We start from the raw sequence: 14,302 nt of genomic DNA, 5'->3' as shown, positions 1-14,302 counted from the left end.
ACGGCTATCGACACCAGGGCCACCATGACTTGGACGCCGGGCTTAACGCGAATTTAAAGTGACAGGTTGTGGCGAACAGTACCTTGACCAAGAAGCGGTCTACGGCCTACGGGTCCACGGTGGCGCTCAAGGCAGCGATGGCGGTCACCGGTGCGATCCTCGTGCTGTATTTGATCGTGCACATGTACGGCAACCTGAAAGTCTTCTCGGGCCAGGAGGCCTTCGACGGCTACGCCCACGGCCTCCGCGAGCTGGGTGAACCGTTGCTGCCCGAGAGCGGTTTCCTGTGGCTCTTCAGGCTCGTCCTTCTGGCGAGCGTCCTGATCCACATCTACGCGGCCGTCAGTCTGTGGCTCCGCGCACGGCGGGCACGGCCGGCGTCACAGCGGTACCAGGTGAAGAAGCGGGTGCACCGCACCTATGCCTCCTACACCATGCGGTGGGGCGGCGTGCTGATCGCGCTCTTCGTGATCTTCCACGTCCTGCACCTGGCGGTGAACGTCATCTCGCCGGGCGGTGCCTCCGACAGCCCCTACGAGCGGCTCGTCAACGGCTTCCAGCCCCAGTTCTGGTTCGTGACGCTCTTCTACATCGCGGCCGTCATCGCGGTCGGCTTCCACCTGCGGCACGGTATCTGGAGCGGTCTGGCCACGCTCGGCGTGAACCAGGCCAACCGGCAGCCCGTGCTCAACACGGTGGCCACCGGCATCGCGCTGATCGTGACCGTCGGTTTCCTGCTTCCGCCCCTGGCGGTCACCTTTGGACTGGTGAGTTAATTGTCTGAGAACGACCTCTACATCGAGGGCGACCCGATCCGGGACGAGAAGGCCCCCGAGGGCCCGATCAACGAGCGCTGGGACCAGCGCCGTTTCTCGGCCAAGCTGGTCAACCCCGCGAACCGGCGCAAGCTCTCCGTCATCATCATCGGCACCGGCCTGGCCGGCGCCTCCGCCGCCGCGACCATGGGCGAGGCGGGCTACAACGTCACCACGTTCTGCTACCAGGACAGCCCGCGGCGCGCGCACTCCATCGCCGCGCAGGGCGGCATCAACGCTGCCAAGAACTACCGCAACGACGGCGACAGCATCCACCGTCTGTTCTACGACACCGTCAAGGGCGGCGACTTCCGTTCGCGCGAGTCGAACGTGTACCGCCTGGCCCAGACCAGTGTCGAGATCATCGACCAGTGCGTCGCCCAGGGTGTGCCCTTCGCGCGTGAGTACGGCGGCCTGCTCGACAACCGCTCCTTCGGCGGTGTCCAGGTCTCCCGCACCTTCTACGCCCGGGGCCAGACGGGCCAGCAGCTGCTGATCGGCGCCTACCAGGCCCTGGAGCGCCAGATCGCGGCCGGCAGCGTCCAGATGCACACCCGCCACGAGATGCTCGAGCTGATCGTCTCCGAGGGCAAGGCCCGCGGCGTGATCGTGCGCGACATGCTCACCGGTGAGATCGAGACGCACTTCGCCGACGCCGTCGTCCTGGCGACCGGTGGGTACGGGAACGTCTTCTACCTGTCCACCAACGCCATGGGCAGCAACGTCACGGCGACCTGGCGTGCGCACCGCAAGGGCGCGCACTTCGCCAACCCGTGCTACACGCAGATCCACCCGACCTGCATCCCGGTCAGCGGCGACTACCAGTCCAAGCTGACCCTGATGAGTGAGTCGCTGCGCAACGACGGCCGCATCTGGGTGCCCAAGGAGAAGGGGGACAAGCGCGACCCGCGCCAGATCCCCGAGGACGAGCGCGACTACTACCTGGAGCGCAAGTACCCGGCCTTCGGCAACCTGGTGCCGCGTGACATCGCCTCCCGCGCCGCCAAGAACGTCTGCGACGAGGGCCGCGGTGTCGGCCCCAGCGGTCTGGGCGTGTACCTGGACTTCGCCGACGCCATCGAGCGCATGGGCGAGGAGGCCGTCGAGGCCAAGTACGGCAACCTCTTCGACATGTACCAGCGCATCACCGGCGAGAACCCCTACGAGGTTCCGATGCGCATCTACCCGGCGGTGCACTACACCATGGGCGGGCTCTGGGTCGACTACGACCTGCAGAGCTCCATCCCCGGCCTCTTCGTCACCGGTGAGGCCAACTTCTCCGACCACGGCGCCAACCGCCTGGGCGCCAGCGCGCTGATGCAGGGTCTGGCGGACGGATACTTCGTCCTGCCGAACACCATCAACGACTACCTGTCCCAGGGCCCGTTCGAGAAGATGGACGAGAGCCACCCGGACGCGCAGGAAGCCAAGGAGCAGGTCACCTCACGCATCGACAAGCTGCTCTCCATCCAGGGCTCCCGCACCGTCGACTCCTTCCACAAGGAGCTCGGCAGCATCATGTGGGAGTACTGCGGCATGGAGCGCACCGAGGAGGGCCTGCGCAAGGCCATCGAGCTCATCCGCGACCTGCGTGCCGAGTTCTGGCGCGACGTCAAGGTGCTCGGTACCAACGAGGAGCTCAACCAGGCCCTGGAGAAGGCCGGCCGTGTGGTCGACTTCCTCGAACTGGGCGAGCTCATGTGCATCGACGCCCTGCACCGCCGCGAGTCCTGCGGCGGCCACTTCCGCGCCGAGAGCCAGACCGAGGACGGCGAGGCACTCCGACACGACGACGAGTTCGCCTATGTCGCGGCCTGGGAATTCGGTGGCGATGACAGCAAGCCCGTACTCCACAAGGAGAACCTGGAGTACGAGTACGTCGAGATGAAGCAGCGGAGCTACAAGTGAACATCACCTTGCGCGTGTGGCGCCAGAAGGGCCGTGACGACGAAGGCCGGATGGTCACCTACAAGCTCACGGACGTCTCGCCCGACATGTCCTTCCTGGAGATGCTCGACGTCCTCAACGAGAAGCTCACCCTGGAGGGTGAGGAGCCGGTCGCGTTCGACCACGACTGCCGTGAGGGCATCTGCGGCGCCTGTGGTGTCGTGATCGACGGCGAGGCGCACGGTCCGGAGCGTACGACCACCTGCCAGCTGCACATGCGCAGCTTCAACGACGGCGACACCATCACCGTCGAGCCGTGGAGGGCCAGCGCTTTCCCGGTCGTCAAGGACCTGGTCGTCGACCGCGGCGCGTTCGACCGCATCATCCAGGCGGGCGGCTACGTCAGCGCCCCTACGGGTACCGCGCCGGACGCCCACGCCAACCCGATCCCGAAGCCGGATGCCGACCGCGCGTTCGACGCCGCGACCTGCATCGGCTGCGGCGCCTGCGTGGCGGCCTGCCCGAACGCCTCCAGCATGCTGTTCACCGCAGCCAAGGTCACGCACCTGGGCATGCTCCCTCAGGGCCAGCCCGAGCGGGCCTCCCGTGTGGTGCAGATGGTGAACCAGCAGGACGCCGAGGACTTCGGCGGCTGCACCAACATCGGTGAGTGTGCCGCGGTCTGCCCCAAGGGCATCCCGCTGGACACGATCTCCCAGCTCAACCAGGACCTGCTGGGCTCGCTCAGCAAGGGCATCGGCTAGTACCGGTCCCACCTGGACACGACGAGGGCCGCGCTCCCCTTGGAGGGGGCGCGGCCCTCTGTCGTCACCTCGCTCGGATCCGCTCATCCGTGTTCTGGCGCGAGTTTGCGGAGTCTGTCGGCGATCCCGGGCACGTCCGCCAGCTCACCCGTAGTGACAGCGATGACCAGGTCGTAAGCAGCGTCCTCAACGGTGCAGTGGAAGTCCACACCGTTGAGACTGAGGAATGCGTCCGTGCTCAACCAGGCCAAACGCTTGTTGCCATCGGCCAGGAAAGCGGCCGATGACGATGCTCTGCATCAGTGCGGCCGCCTTCTGCCACGGATCCGGGTACGCCTCCTCCTGGAGAGCGGTGGCCTGCGGGCGTTGCGCAGCCGCATGGAGTTGACCGGCGTCCCGGAAGGAAACTGACGGCAGTGCCGGCTCGGCGATCTGGCGGAGTTCGTCAACAGTGGGGTACTTCGCCGTGTCCCGCCGATCACTCAGCGAGCCGTGCGAGAAGGCTGGAGTCTCGTGCCATGGTTTCCTTCACCCGCGCCATGCCCCTCTGGGTCTGACGACGTTCGAGGAAATCGGTGACGGCGTTGGAGATCTCGGTGTTGACGCTGTTGCCGTCCTCCTCCGCCGCTGCCTTGAGCCTCTCGTGCGTGTCTGTTCCAAGGCGCAGGTTCACACTGCGTTGGGTTGCACTCATGACTCCGTGATACATAATCCTGGGGTCGTGATGTGGTGCTGTTATATGGTTTCTTCGGGTGGGTCTCGGATCTGATCCTGGGTCAGGAGCCGGCCGGGCGGAGCATGCTGTAGGCGGTGGGGGTCCCGGTCTCGTCCATGATCTTCGTGACACGGAACCCGTGGCGCTCGTAGAAGGGCAGGTTGTCGGGGTTCATCGTCTCCAGGAAGACGGGAAGCCCGTCGGCATCGGCGCGCTCCAGCCCGGTACGCATGAGCGCCGAACCCGCACCGGCCCCCTGCGCCACCGGGTCGGTGCCCAAGGCGGCCAGATACCAGTGCGGTTCGTTCGGACGCGCCTCGCCCACCCGCGCGAAGTACCGCGAGACCGCCGGCAGCCGGGAGAGGCCGACCAACCCGGCCAGATGCGGGAGGCTGCGCAGCAGGAACGACGGACGGGACTCCGCGTCGTGGCCCGGTGCGTCCCACCACGCGGCCCCGCGCACGACCGGGTGCGGCGGCGACTCCACCTGTTCCTGGACCACGTCCACGGTCCCGTCGGGCACGTACGCGAACCCGGCGAAGAGCGCATGGAAACGGACCGTTCGGGCGCGGCGGGTCATGGTGTCCGGGAACAGCCACCGGTACAGGGGATCGTCCCAGAACGCGAGACCGAGGGCCCGGGCGATGCCGGGGACGTCCTCCGCCGTCGCTGAACGCACGGTAGGGGCCGTTGCCGCGTGACTCATGAGCGGAAACCTCTCTGACGTGGCCTTATGTCGCTCATGGTAGGTCAGGGGTCCGCCTGCGGCCGTGCACCGTGCAGCCGCGCTCCGGGACGAGGGGAAGTGGGGCCCTCCGGGCTCAGCCGCGCTGGAGGAAGTGGGTGATGCCGCCCTCCAGGTGGTCGACCTCACGGACCACCTCGAAGCCGAACCGCTCGTAGAACCCGAGGGCCTTGTCGTTCATGGTCTGGGTGAAGACCGGCATCCCTTCGGCGTCAGCACGGTCCAGGCCCTGCGAGAGCAGGGCGCCACCGATGCCGGTACCGGCGACCACCGGATCCACACCCAGAGCGGCGAGGTAGAGGTGGGGCTCCTGCGGAGCGGCCAGTTTCCACTCCGCGAAGACCCGCACGAAGGGGGCGACGCGTCCGCGTCCCAGCAGCGGCCCCCAGTGCGGCCACAGGCGGGGGGAGACCAGTGGGCCCTCGGGGTTGCTCTCGGCCGGGGCCCACAGCGCCGCCGCCCGCACCACGGACTCACCGGCCGTGGACTCCGCGGCCTCGGTGACCCGGACGTCGCCGTACGGCACGTACCCGAACCCGGCAGCCATGGCGTGGAAGCGGCGGATCCTGGCCAGGCGGGTCCGTGTCTCGGGGAACAGCCATTGGAAGAGCGGGTCGCCGTGGGTGGCCCGGCTCAGGACCCGGGCCACGGAGGGGACGTCATCGATCGTGGTGGGGCGGGCGGACGCGGTCACGGTGACGCTCATGAGGAACTCTCCGGGCTCGGGGGCGGCTCCGCCCATGGTAGATCACGTTCGGATCACGACAAGGTGGGGAACCCGCTCCGGGAGGGCGTCCCGTCCACGGGTTGGTCGAACACGTGCGCCCGCACCCAGGCGTGCATGGCGACCGCCGCGGCTGCACCGGCGTTGATCGAGCGGGTCGACCCGAACTGGGCTATGGAGAGCACGGCCTCGCAGTCGCGGCGCGCCTCCTCCGACAGCCCCGGGCCTTCCTGACCGAACACCAGCACGACCGACCGCGGCAGGGGATGGCTCTCCAACGGCACGGCACCGGGGAGGTTGTCCACACCGATCAGGGGGAGTTCGCGCTGGTACGCCCATTCCAGCAGGGCAGCGGTGTCGGGATGGTGGTACACGTGCTGATAGCGGTCGGTGACCATGGCGCCGCGTTTGTTCCACCGACGGCGGCCGACGATGTGCACGCCGGCGCAGTTGAACGCGTTCGCGGTACGCACCACCGAACCGATGTTGAAGTCGTGCGACCAGTTCTCCACCGCGACGTGGAACGGATGGCGCACGGTGTCGAGGTCGGCGACGATCGCCTCGCGGCGCCAGTACCGGTACTGGTCGACGACGTTGCGGCGGTCGCCCTTGGCCAGGAGTTCGGGGTCGTAGTGGTCGCCCTCGGGCCAGGGGCCGACCCACGGGCCCACACCGACCTCGCGTGCCTCGTCCTCACCATTGGCCGTGGAGGGCGGGTCGGGTTCGGGTGCGGGTGGCTCGTTCATCACAACCAGCTTACGGAATCATCAGAGTCGGAGGTCACCGTGGAAGTCCCGGCCCTGGACGACTTTCGCCTCGTCGGAGACCCCGCCGTGGACGGTGTTGACCACCGAGTCTGCACCCCGGTCCTCGACGGCCCGGCGCAGCTCGGCCATCAGCCGGGCGATCTCCGGATCCTCCTGTTCGGCACGGTGCAGGTGGTCGGCGACCGCTTCCAGGGCGGAGCCGTCCTCGCTGTCCAGGCGGACCCCGTCCAGGGCCTCCTGGGCCTCCGGGAGGCCGCGGAAACGGGCGAAGACCTTCTTGCACAGGGACTTGAAGGCCTCAGCGGTGCTGTCGGACACGGAGTCGCTGATCTTCTGCACGGTACCGGTGGCGATGGCTGTGATGATGGCGATGCCGGCCGGATCGGACACGGTCTCCTCCAGATGTGAGGGATCAACTCGTCCCAGTCTGCCCCGAACGCGCGCCCGTGTGGCCCCTGCGGGAGACAACGCGAGCGATCGTGCGCCACCCGAGCATGGTCACAGCGAGGAAGGATGCCGTCACCACGACGAAGCTCGTGGGCGCTCCCTCGCCACTGAGCAGGCGCAACACCATGCCGCCCGCGACGGTGACCGCCCACACGAACATCCCGGATGGCCAGATGCGGACAGGCATGCGCCAGGCCAGGGTGACCACCCATCCCAGAACCAGTCCGCCCAGGAACGGCCACGCGGTGCCCGCGACCGCGCCCAGGGCTGTCCCGGTCTCGTGATCGACCTTGCCGAGCACGACGAAGACGAGCACACACAGGAAGTCGGCCGCGAAGGCGAGCGGCACCGTATACGAACGCATACGCCCAGGCTAGAACGCTCATTCCGGAACCCCGAACCAGGGCCGCAGGGAGGAGGACCCGGCCTCCGGCTTCGGCGGAGCCGCGGAGGTGCGCACGCCCGGAGCCGAGGATCTCCTTCCCCGAACGTTTCCCGCTCCGAACGCCTCCTACGTACGATGGCGCTCAGTCCCCGCGACAGAACGGTTCCGTATGTTCTCCCCTCCCCCTTCCCCCGAGGGCGCAGGCCCGATGCCGTCGCTGCCCCCCGGTGTGCAGCCTTTGGACGGGCGTGACCCGCGCCGGGTGGGACCGTTCCGTCTGGTGGGGCGCTTGGGGTCGGGCGGGATGGGTGTGGTCTACGCGGCGCTGGACGACGAGGACCGGCGAGTGGCCGTCAAGACCGTGCACCGGGTCTTCGCCTCCGACGCCGAGTTTCGCACCAGGTTCGCACGCGAAGTGGCCCTGGTGCGGAGGGTGCGGGCCGCATGTGTGCCGCGGTTCCTCGAGAGCGACACACGCGCCGAGGTGCCGTGGCTGGCGACCGAGTACGTGGCCGGGCCGACCCTGGCCGAACACCTGCGGGACCACGGTCCGCTGCGGGAGACCGGACTCGTCCTCTTCGCCCTCGGGACGGCCGAAGCGCTGACCGCGATCCACGCGGCCGGAGTGGTGCACCGCGACCTGAAACCCGGCAACGTGATCCTGGCGCCGGACGGGCCCAAGGTGCTGGACTTCGGCATCGCCCGGGCAGTGGAGGAGACCGCGCTGACCCGGACCGGCGGTGTGGTCGGCACCCCCGGATGGATCGCCCCCGAGCAGTACAGGGGTGAGGACGCCACAGGGTACTCGGACGTGTTCGCCTGGGCCTGCCTGCTCGCCCACGCCGCGACCGGGCGCGAACCGTTCGGGAGCGGCAGCACCGGTGCCGTCGTCACCCGGGTCCTGGGCGGGGCCCCCGACCTCGACGGTGTCCCCGGGGCCCTGGCGCTGAGCCTGGAACAGGCGTTGGCCAAGGACCCGGACCGGCGCCCGCGAGCGGATGCACTCATGCGGGAGCTCGCGGTACTCGTCCCCGAGGAGGCCGCCCCGGACGGTGGGGTCGACGTCACGTTCGCCATGGGCCAGGCCTGGCAGGGGTCGCCCGTGCGGTCGGGGGCGGGCCCCGGAGCGGGGCCGGAGAGGTCCGGGAGCGCGGTGGGCGCTGAGATCGACCGGTGGATCGCACACGCGCCCCCGAAGGAGCCGTGGGTGCGCCGCCACCGCCGGGGACTCGCCCTCGGCGCGGGTGCGCTGGCGCTCGCACTCCTGGCCGCAGTGGGGCTCGGGATGTGGGCCGGGCGTGCGGACGGCGGTTCGGCGGTCCCACAGACGCCCCCGGACGGTCGGAACAGCCAGGGCACCGGGGACCAGGACCGGGAACGGGCCACGGAGATCCCCGAGGACGTCCCCGACCAGTACCGCGGGCTCTATGAGAGCGGCACCGTCGTGGTCGAACCGGTCCCCGGGGACGGGACCACCCTCGTCCGCTCGCTCGTCTCCGAGGACGGCGGGGAGCAGCTCGACCAGTTGCGGATCGATGTCTACGGCGGCGACAGCTGGGAGTCCCGCCAGAGCGTGAAGGTCGAGCTCGAGTACCTGCTCGACTTCGGTTCCGTCCACGTGCGTCCTTCGGACTTCGGCTGGGCGGAGCGCATCGCCCCCGGCCAGGACCACATCGAACTGCTCCGGTGGGAGGAGCCGGTGCAGTCGAACCTCGCGATGTCACCGGACAGCGGGACCCGCAGGTACTCGATGAGTTTCTCCACCACGGGCGACGGTGTCGTCTACTACGCGCCGGAGGAAGTGCGCGAGGACGGGCAGGTCCGGGACCTGGACTATCCGGGAGGGGTCTGCCACCTCGGCGAGGTGTCCGGACCGGACACCGTCCTCTTCCCGCACGACACGACCTCCTCCGACGGTGTGCCCCGCAACAGCTGCATCTTCGACGGCACCTGAACAGCTCGACCCCACCGCTCCCCTGCATGGAAGGCCCGAGCATGGCTCGATCCCCCTCGTCCGAACCCTTCGACCGGGACCGGCTCCCACCGGGTGTCGAACCGGTGGCCGACACGGACCCGAGAACCCTCGGCCCCTACACGGTCGTGGGCAGGATCGGTGCCGGAGGCATGGGGGCCGTGTACGCCGGTATCGCCGAGGACGGAAGACGGTCGGCGCTCAAGGTCGTGCACCCCCATTTCGCCCTGGACCCGGAGTTCCTGGCCCGGTTCGGCCGTGAGATCGACCTGGTGTCGCGGGTCGACGCCTCCTGCACCCCGGACTTCCACGGCGCCGACCTGTCCGCTGCCACCCCGTGGTTGGCCACGGAGTACGTTCCCGGCCCGACCCTGCGCGGACACGTCCGTGAGAAGGGTGCTTTGAGCGGCGGGATGCTCATGGCCGTGGCCGTCGGGCTCGCCGAGGCGCTCCGGGCGATCCACGCAGCGGGTGTCGTCCACCGTGACCTGAAACCCGGGAACGTGATCATGTCCCCCGAGGGCCCGAAGGTGCTCGACTTCGGGATCGCCCGAGCCCTGGAGGGAACGGCCCTGACCTCGACCGGCGGGATCATCGGTACCCCCGGTTGGATGGCCCCCGAGCAGTACGAGGGCACGGAGGCCTCGCCGAGTTCGGACATGTTCTCCTGGGCGGCCCTGGTGTATTTCGCTGCCACCGGCCGCGAACCCTTCGGCAGGGGAGCGGTCGACGTCGTCTCCCACCGGACACGGAACGAGCCCCCGGACCCGACCGGGCTGCCGGAGGAGGTCCTCGGTCCGGTCCGGGCCGGCCTCGGACCCGACCCCGCGCGGAGGCCGACCGCGGCCCAGGCGCTGGACGAACTCACCCGGCGCTGGTCCAGGACCCAGGTGGGGGCCGGAGCGCAGGAACCGGCGCACGAGGCCACGGTGGTGATCGCCGTCGAGTGGTCCGGGGTGGAGGTCCCGGAACCGAGGAAGGTCCGGCGCCGCCGGCGGGGCCCCGTCCTGCTCCCGGCGGCTGCCTCCCTCCTCCTGGTCCTGGCCCTGATCGGGTCCTGGTCCCTCCTCGCGCCCGGGAGTGACGGCCCGGACGGGGACGCGGCGGACGAGGAGGAGAACGTTCCCGCAGTGGAGTCCGCCCCCGAGGACGCGGTGGCCGTCGCACGGGAGGCGGTCGCACTCGCGCGCGGGGCGGCGAGTTTCGAGAGCGCCTATTTCATGTCCGGGACAGAAATGGGGGATCCGCCGTGGCAGGAGTTCGCCTACACGGAGGACCCCGAGCCCGTCTACTGGCAGAGCGATCTGGGCGGCCCCGCACTGGTCGAGATCATCGAGATCGGTGAAGGACCCGACGACGTCGTCCGCAACTCCAGGATGAGGAACGAGGGGGCCGAGGACGCCTTCTACCGAGACCCTGCCGACGAGGCCTACGACACCAGGCGTGAACTGTGGGAGGACCGGTTGGTCCAGATCACCGAGGTGGTGGACCAGGCCCGGGAGGTCACCTACGGAGGGGTCACCGAGGTGGGTGCGGCCGAGAGCGCCGTCGAACACGAGACGGTCGACGAGCGCTCGGCCGGCTCGGCGGGCCACCACTACACGGGAAGCCTCCCGTCATCGATCGAGGAGGGGGAGTCGGACGAGCACTTCTTCCACCTCTGGGTCGGGGAGGACGGGTACCCGCAGCTTCTCCACACACACGAGAACTGGACGGTCGAGGGTGCACAGGGGGCATTCGAGAACCGCACCAACGAGTACGTCCTGTTCGAGCAGTTCGGCGAACCCGTGAGCCTCGCGCTCCCCGACGAGGCCGAGATCGCGGACGGACCCCCGAACACGGGCCTCTGACCCGCCTGCCGTGCGGCCGGACCCCGCGCACGGGAGACCGGCCGCACGGCAGGCGGGAGCGGCACGGGGTCTACCCCTCCACGCCCAGACACTCCTTCAAGAACTCCACCTGCAACAGCAGCAGGTTCTCCGCGACCGTCGGGTCCGAGGGCGAGTGCGTCACCCCCGACAACGGGAGCACCGTGTGCGGGCGGCCGGCGGCCAGCAGCGCCGACGACATCCGCTGCGTGTGCGCGAAGACCACGTTGTCGTCGGAGAGGCCGTGCACGAACATCACCGGCCGCTCCAGGCCACCGGCGTCGGCCAGCAGGGAACTGCGCTCGTAGGCCTTCGGCTCGCCCTCCGGGGTGCCCAGGTACCGCTCCGTGTAGTGGGTGTCGTAGAGCTCCCAGTCGATGACGGGGGCACCGGCCACGGCGGCGTGGAAGGCGTCCGGCCGACGCAGCACCGCGAGTGTGGCCAGGTATCCCCCGAAGGACCACCCCTGGATCCCCACGCGGGAGGTGTCCAGGCAGCCGAAACGCTCGGCGGCGTCCTCCAGCGCGGCGACCTGGTCCTCCAGGACGGGGCCGGCCAGGTCGAGGTGGACGTCCTGCTCCCACTCCACCCCCACGCCCGGGGTCCCACGACCGTCGGCGATGAGTACCGCGAAGCCCTGCTCCGCGAACCACTGGCTGCTCAGGAACGCGCCCCGTGCGTGCAGCACCCGCTGCGCGTGCGGGCCGCCGTAGGGGGCGACGAGTACCGGGAGCGGGCCGTCGCCGTCGGAGTACCAGGACGGCAGCACGAGGGCGCTGGGGATGCGGCGCTGCCCGGCACGCCAGAACTCCACGCGCGGCTCGGGCAGGTCCGGTTCCTGTGCGAAGCTCTCGATCTCGGTCCGGGACTGCCGTGTCTGCGTGCTGGCGTTGCGCACGACCACGGTGCGGACACCGGTGTGGTCCATGGACCGGTGCTGGAGCACGAGGGTGTCCCCGCGCAGGCGCCCGGAGCGGAGCCCGCCGTGTGCGTCGCTGTCGGACGGGCCGGTGTCGGTGAGGTCGACCGGGGCGGACAGGCCGCTCTCCAGGTCGACCAGCCACAGGGAGACCTCGCCGGGACGGTCGGCGGGCGAACCCGAGTACAGGATCCTCCGGCCGTCCACGCTCACGACACCGCGCACGTACACGTCCGCCGGGCTGACCGGGTCCTCGTCCACGTACACGCGCCGAGCACCGTCGCCGTCGCGACCGATCCACACCAGGGCACCGGAGGAGGTGTGGTCGGGCACGCCCGGCATGAGCTCGACCCACACGTCGTCGGTCTCGGTGAGGGTCTCCACGACGAGACCGGTCACCGGGTCCGCCGAGAACAGGATCAGGGTGCGCTGGTCGCGGCTCTGCCCGGTGAAGACCACCGTCGGGGTGCCGTCGGGGCCGGTCGTCCAGCCCGCGGTCGGCAGGTAGGGCAGGGCCTCGCGGTCCCACTCCACCCAGACGGGTGCCGGATCGCCCTCGGCCCGCTGCCGTGCGGCCGGGACGACCGGGAGGACGGCCAGGCGCACGTCCGGGTTGCCGGTGCCGGCGGCCGGGTAGCGGAGCGCGGTCGGCTCCTGCCCCGGGGAGGCCGGGTCGTCCACGTACCAGCGGGCCACACCGGACTCGTCGACCCGGGTGGCCAGCAGGGAGGAACCGTCCGGAGCCCACCAGAAACCGCGGAACCGGTTCATCTCCTCGGCCGCCACGAAGTCGGCCAGTCCCCAGGTGACGTGTTCGCCGTCGGGAGAGGCGATGACCCGGTCACCGTTCTCGGGTTCGGCGTCGGAGATGTCGATGACCTTGAGGGCGCCGCCGCTGACGTAGGCGACACGGTCGCCGGCCGGGTTCAGCTGCGGGTCCACGACGGGCTGGGTGGCCGGCAGCTCGCGGGGTTCGCGGTCGTCACCGGCCAGGTCGACGTGGAACAGGCGGCCGGAGAGCGTGAAGACGGCGCGGGTGAAGGCACGGTCGACGGTGTAGGAGACGATGCCGCCGCCGTGCTCGCGCAGGCGCTCGCGGCGGGCCCGCTCCTCGGGGGGCAGGTTCTCGTCGTCGGCACCGAGGGCCCGCGGGTCGGCGAGGATCTCGGTGGTGCCACGCTCGGTGTCGTGGATCCACAGGCACGTGGCCGGGTCCGAGCCGTCACGGGAGCGGAGGAAGGTCACCCGGTCCCCGTCGGCGGAGACCTGGAAACCACGGGGTACCCCGATGGTGAAACGCTGGGTTCGGGCCTGTTGGCGAGGAAAACTCATACGGCGATTGTGTCGTACGCGGGTGAGGACGGGTTCCGCGCCGGGGCACCCTGCGGTCCGGAAAGAACCGGCCCGAACGGTATCGTTCCCTGCGTGATGGACAGGCGACTGATGATGGTGCACGCGCACCCCGACGACGAGAGCATTGTCACCGGCGCCACTCTGGCCAAGTACGCGGCCGAGGGCGCCCAGGTCACCCTGGTGACGTGCACGCTGGGCGAGGAGGGCGAGGTCATCCCCGCGAACCTGGCGCACCTGGCCTCCGACCGGGACGACGCCCTCGGCGAGTACCGGGTCGAGGAACTCTCCCGGGCCTGCCGGGCGCTGAACGTGCGTGACCAACGGTTCCTCGGGGGAGCGGGACACTACCGCGACTCCGGGATGATGGACGGGCCGACCAACGACCACCCGGAGGCCTTCTGGGGCGCCGACGTCGACGAGGCCGCGCTCCGGCTCGCCGAGATCATCCGGGAGACCAGGCCTCATGTGCTGGTCAGCTATGACGAACACGGCGGCTACGGGCACCCCGACCACATCCAGGCGCACCGGGTCACACGCAGGGCCTGGGACCTGGCCGCGGACCGGTCGGTGCCGGGGGAACCGTGGCAGGTGGAGAAGCTCTACGCCATCGCGCAGCCGATCTCGCAGATCGAGGAGACGGTGCGGAGCATGAAGGCTTCCCCCGGACCCTTCACCGCCCCCGGATCGGTCTCCGACATCGCACGCGGAACACCGGACCCGCAGGTGACGACGCGCATCGACGCGAGCAAGCACTGGGCGGCCAAGGCGCTGGCCATGCGTGCGCACGCCACACAGATCACGGTGGACGGGGAGCGGTTCGCTCTGTCCAACGACATCGCGCAGAGGCTGGATGCGGTGGAGCACTTCACGCTGCTGCTCGGGCCGCCGGTGCGGCCGGGTGAGGACGGGTACGAGACGGACCTGTTCGCCGGGCTGTGAGG

At 69.8% G+C, this 14,302-nt stretch carries 14 protein-coding genes; 6 read left to right on the top strand and 8 right to left on the bottom strand.

Annotation, left to right across the window (positions count from 1 at the left end; genetic code table 11):
• Positions 1 to 119: 119 nt before the first annotated feature.
• From D456_RS26240 to D456_RS0100605, 3 genes are read left to right on the top strand one after another with little or no spacing between them, the layout of a single operon-like run.
• Positions 120 to 776 (top strand): succinate dehydrogenase cytochrome b subunit, encoded by a 657-nt coding sequence (locus D456_RS26240; protein WP_017574209.1) that lies wholly within the window; start codon positions 120 to 122, stop codon positions 774 to 776.
• Positions 777 to 2,723 (top strand): fumarate reductase/succinate dehydrogenase flavoprotein subunit, encoded by a 1,947-nt coding sequence (locus tag D456_RS0100610; RefSeq protein WP_017574208.1) that lies wholly within the window; start codon positions 777 to 779, stop codon positions 2,721 to 2,723. It abuts the gene before it with no gap.
• Positions 2,720 to 3,466: a succinate dehydrogenase/fumarate reductase iron-sulfur subunit gene (locus D456_RS0100605; protein WP_017574207.1), complete on the top strand. Its 747-nt coding sequence runs from the start codon at positions 2,720 to 2,722 to the stop codon at positions 3,464 to 3,466. Before D456_RS0100610 ends, D456_RS0100605 begins: the two co-directional genes overlap by 4 nt.
• A gap of 83 nt (positions 3,467 to 3,549) precedes the next feature.
• Here D456_RS0100605 and D456_RS27320 read toward each other — a convergent pair whose 3' ends face one another.
• The 7 genes from D456_RS27320 to D456_RS0100570 form a co-directional block, all read right to left on the bottom strand.
• Positions 3,550 to 3,708 (bottom strand): hypothetical protein, encoded by a 159-nt coding sequence (locus D456_RS27320; RefSeq protein ID WP_230479884.1) that lies wholly within the window; start codon positions 3,706 to 3,708, stop codon positions 3,550 to 3,552.
• Positions 3,709 to 3,944: 236 nt separating this feature from the next.
• The gene (locus D456_RS0100595) at positions 3,945 to 4,160 is read right to left on the bottom strand and encodes an Arc family DNA-binding protein (protein WP_083904464.1); all 216 of its coding nucleotides are present in this window, start codon (positions 4,158 to 4,160) and stop codon (positions 3,945 to 3,947) included.
• An 82-nt stretch (positions 4,161 to 4,242) separates the two neighbouring features.
• Entirely contained in the window at positions 4,243 to 4,887 is a 645-nt protein-coding gene (locus tag D456_RS0100590) for a GNAT family N-acetyltransferase (protein ID WP_026115444.1), read from the bottom strand.
• 115 nt (positions 4,888 to 5,002) lie between these two features.
• Positions 5,003 to 5,632, bottom strand: a complete 630-nt coding sequence (locus tag D456_RS0100585) for a GNAT family N-acetyltransferase (RefSeq protein ID WP_026115443.1) — start codon at positions 5,630 to 5,632, stop codon at positions 5,003 to 5,005.
• Between the two features lie 53 nt (positions 5,633 to 5,685).
• Positions 5,686 to 6,396 carry a TrmH family RNA methyltransferase gene (locus D456_RS0100580; protein WP_017574202.1) on the bottom strand — a complete coding sequence of 237 codons (711 nt, stop codon included), beginning with the start codon at positions 6,394 to 6,396 and terminating at the stop codon, positions 5,686 to 5,688.
• A gap of 21 nt (positions 6,397 to 6,417) precedes the next feature.
• Entirely contained in the window at positions 6,418 to 6,807 is a 390-nt protein-coding gene (locus tag D456_RS0100575; protein WP_017574201.1) for a hypothetical protein, read from the bottom strand.
• Positions 6,808 to 6,829: 22 nt separating this feature from the next.
• Positions 6,830 to 7,228 carry a DUF3054 domain-containing protein gene (locus D456_RS0100570; RefSeq protein ID WP_017574200.1) on the bottom strand — a complete coding sequence of 133 codons (399 nt, stop codon included), beginning with the start codon at positions 7,226 to 7,228 and terminating at the stop codon, positions 6,830 to 6,832.
• A 229-nt stretch (positions 7,229 to 7,457) separates the two neighbouring features.
• Between D456_RS0100570 and D456_RS23410 the strand changes: the two genes are divergently transcribed.
• Positions 7,458 to 9,203, top strand: coding sequence for a serine/threonine-protein kinase (locus tag D456_RS23410; RefSeq protein ID WP_051049374.1), 1,746 nt, complete (start codon positions 7,458 to 7,460; stop codon positions 9,201 to 9,203).
• Positions 9,204 to 9,244: 41 nt separating this feature from the next.
• Positions 9,245 to 11,071, top strand: a complete 1,827-nt coding sequence (locus D456_RS0100560) for a serine/threonine protein kinase (protein WP_040698401.1) — start codon at positions 9,245 to 9,247, stop codon at positions 11,069 to 11,071.
• Between the two features lie 70 nt (positions 11,072 to 11,141).
• Here D456_RS0100560 and D456_RS0100555 read toward each other — a convergent pair whose 3' ends face one another.
• Positions 11,142 to 13,340 carry a S9 family peptidase gene (locus D456_RS0100555; RefSeq protein ID WP_017574199.1) on the bottom strand — a complete coding sequence of 733 codons (2,199 nt, stop codon included), beginning with the start codon at positions 13,338 to 13,340 and terminating at the stop codon, positions 11,142 to 11,144.
• A gap of 93 nt (positions 13,341 to 13,433) precedes the next feature.
• Here D456_RS0100555 and mshB point away from each other — a divergent pair, with 93 nt between their 5' ends.
• On the top strand, positions 13,434 to 14,300 hold the full coding sequence (gene mshB, locus D456_RS0100550; protein ID WP_193373791.1) for an N-acetyl-1-D-myo-inositol-2-amino-2-deoxy-alpha-D-glucopyranoside deacetylase: 867 nt from the start codon (positions 13,434 to 13,436) through the stop codon (positions 14,298 to 14,300).
• Positions 14,301 to 14,302: the final 2 nt, after the last annotated feature.

This window comes from Nocardiopsis kunsanensis DSM 44524 (assembly GCF_000340965.1).
GTDB lineage: Bacteria > Actinomycetota > Actinomycetes > Streptosporangiales > Streptosporangiaceae > Nocardiopsis > Nocardiopsis kunsanensis.
The sequence above is the reverse complement of the archived record's forward strand: the minus strand, read 5'-3'. Positions and strand labels throughout refer to the sequence as shown.

Bases quoted from the DNA above. Each gene is read 5' to 3' on its own strand.
- D456_RS0100590 (WP_026115444.1), bottom strand. From the start codon at position 4,887: ATGAGTCACGCGGCAACGGCCCCTACCGTGCGTTCAGCGACGGCGGAG.
- D456_RS0100580 (WP_017574202.1), bottom strand. From the start codon at position 6,396: ATGAACGAGCCACCCGCACCCGAACCCGACCCGCCCTCCACGGCCAAT.
- D456_RS0100585 (WP_026115443.1), bottom strand. From the start codon at position 5,632: ATGAGCGTCACCGTGACCGCGTCCGCCCGCCCCACCACGATCGATGAC.
- D456_RS0100555 (WP_017574199.1), bottom strand. From the start codon at position 13,340: ATGAGTTTTCCTCGCCAACAGGCCCGAACCCAGCGTTTCACCATCGGG.
- D456_RS0100595 (WP_083904464.1), bottom strand. From the start codon at position 4,160: ATGAGTGCAACCCAACGCAGTGTGAACCTGCGCCTTGGAACAGACACG.
- D456_RS0100570 (WP_017574200.1), bottom strand. From the start codon at position 7,228: ATGCGTTCGTATACGGTGCCGCTCGCCTTCGCGGCCGACTTCCTGTGT.
- D456_RS0100560 (WP_040698401.1), top strand. From the start codon at position 9,245: ATGGCTCGATCCCCCTCGTCCGAACCCTTCGACCGGGACCGGCTCCCA.
- D456_RS23410 (WP_051049374.1), top strand. From the start codon at position 7,458: ATGCCGTCGCTGCCCCCCGGTGTGCAGCCTTTGGACGGGCGTGACCCG.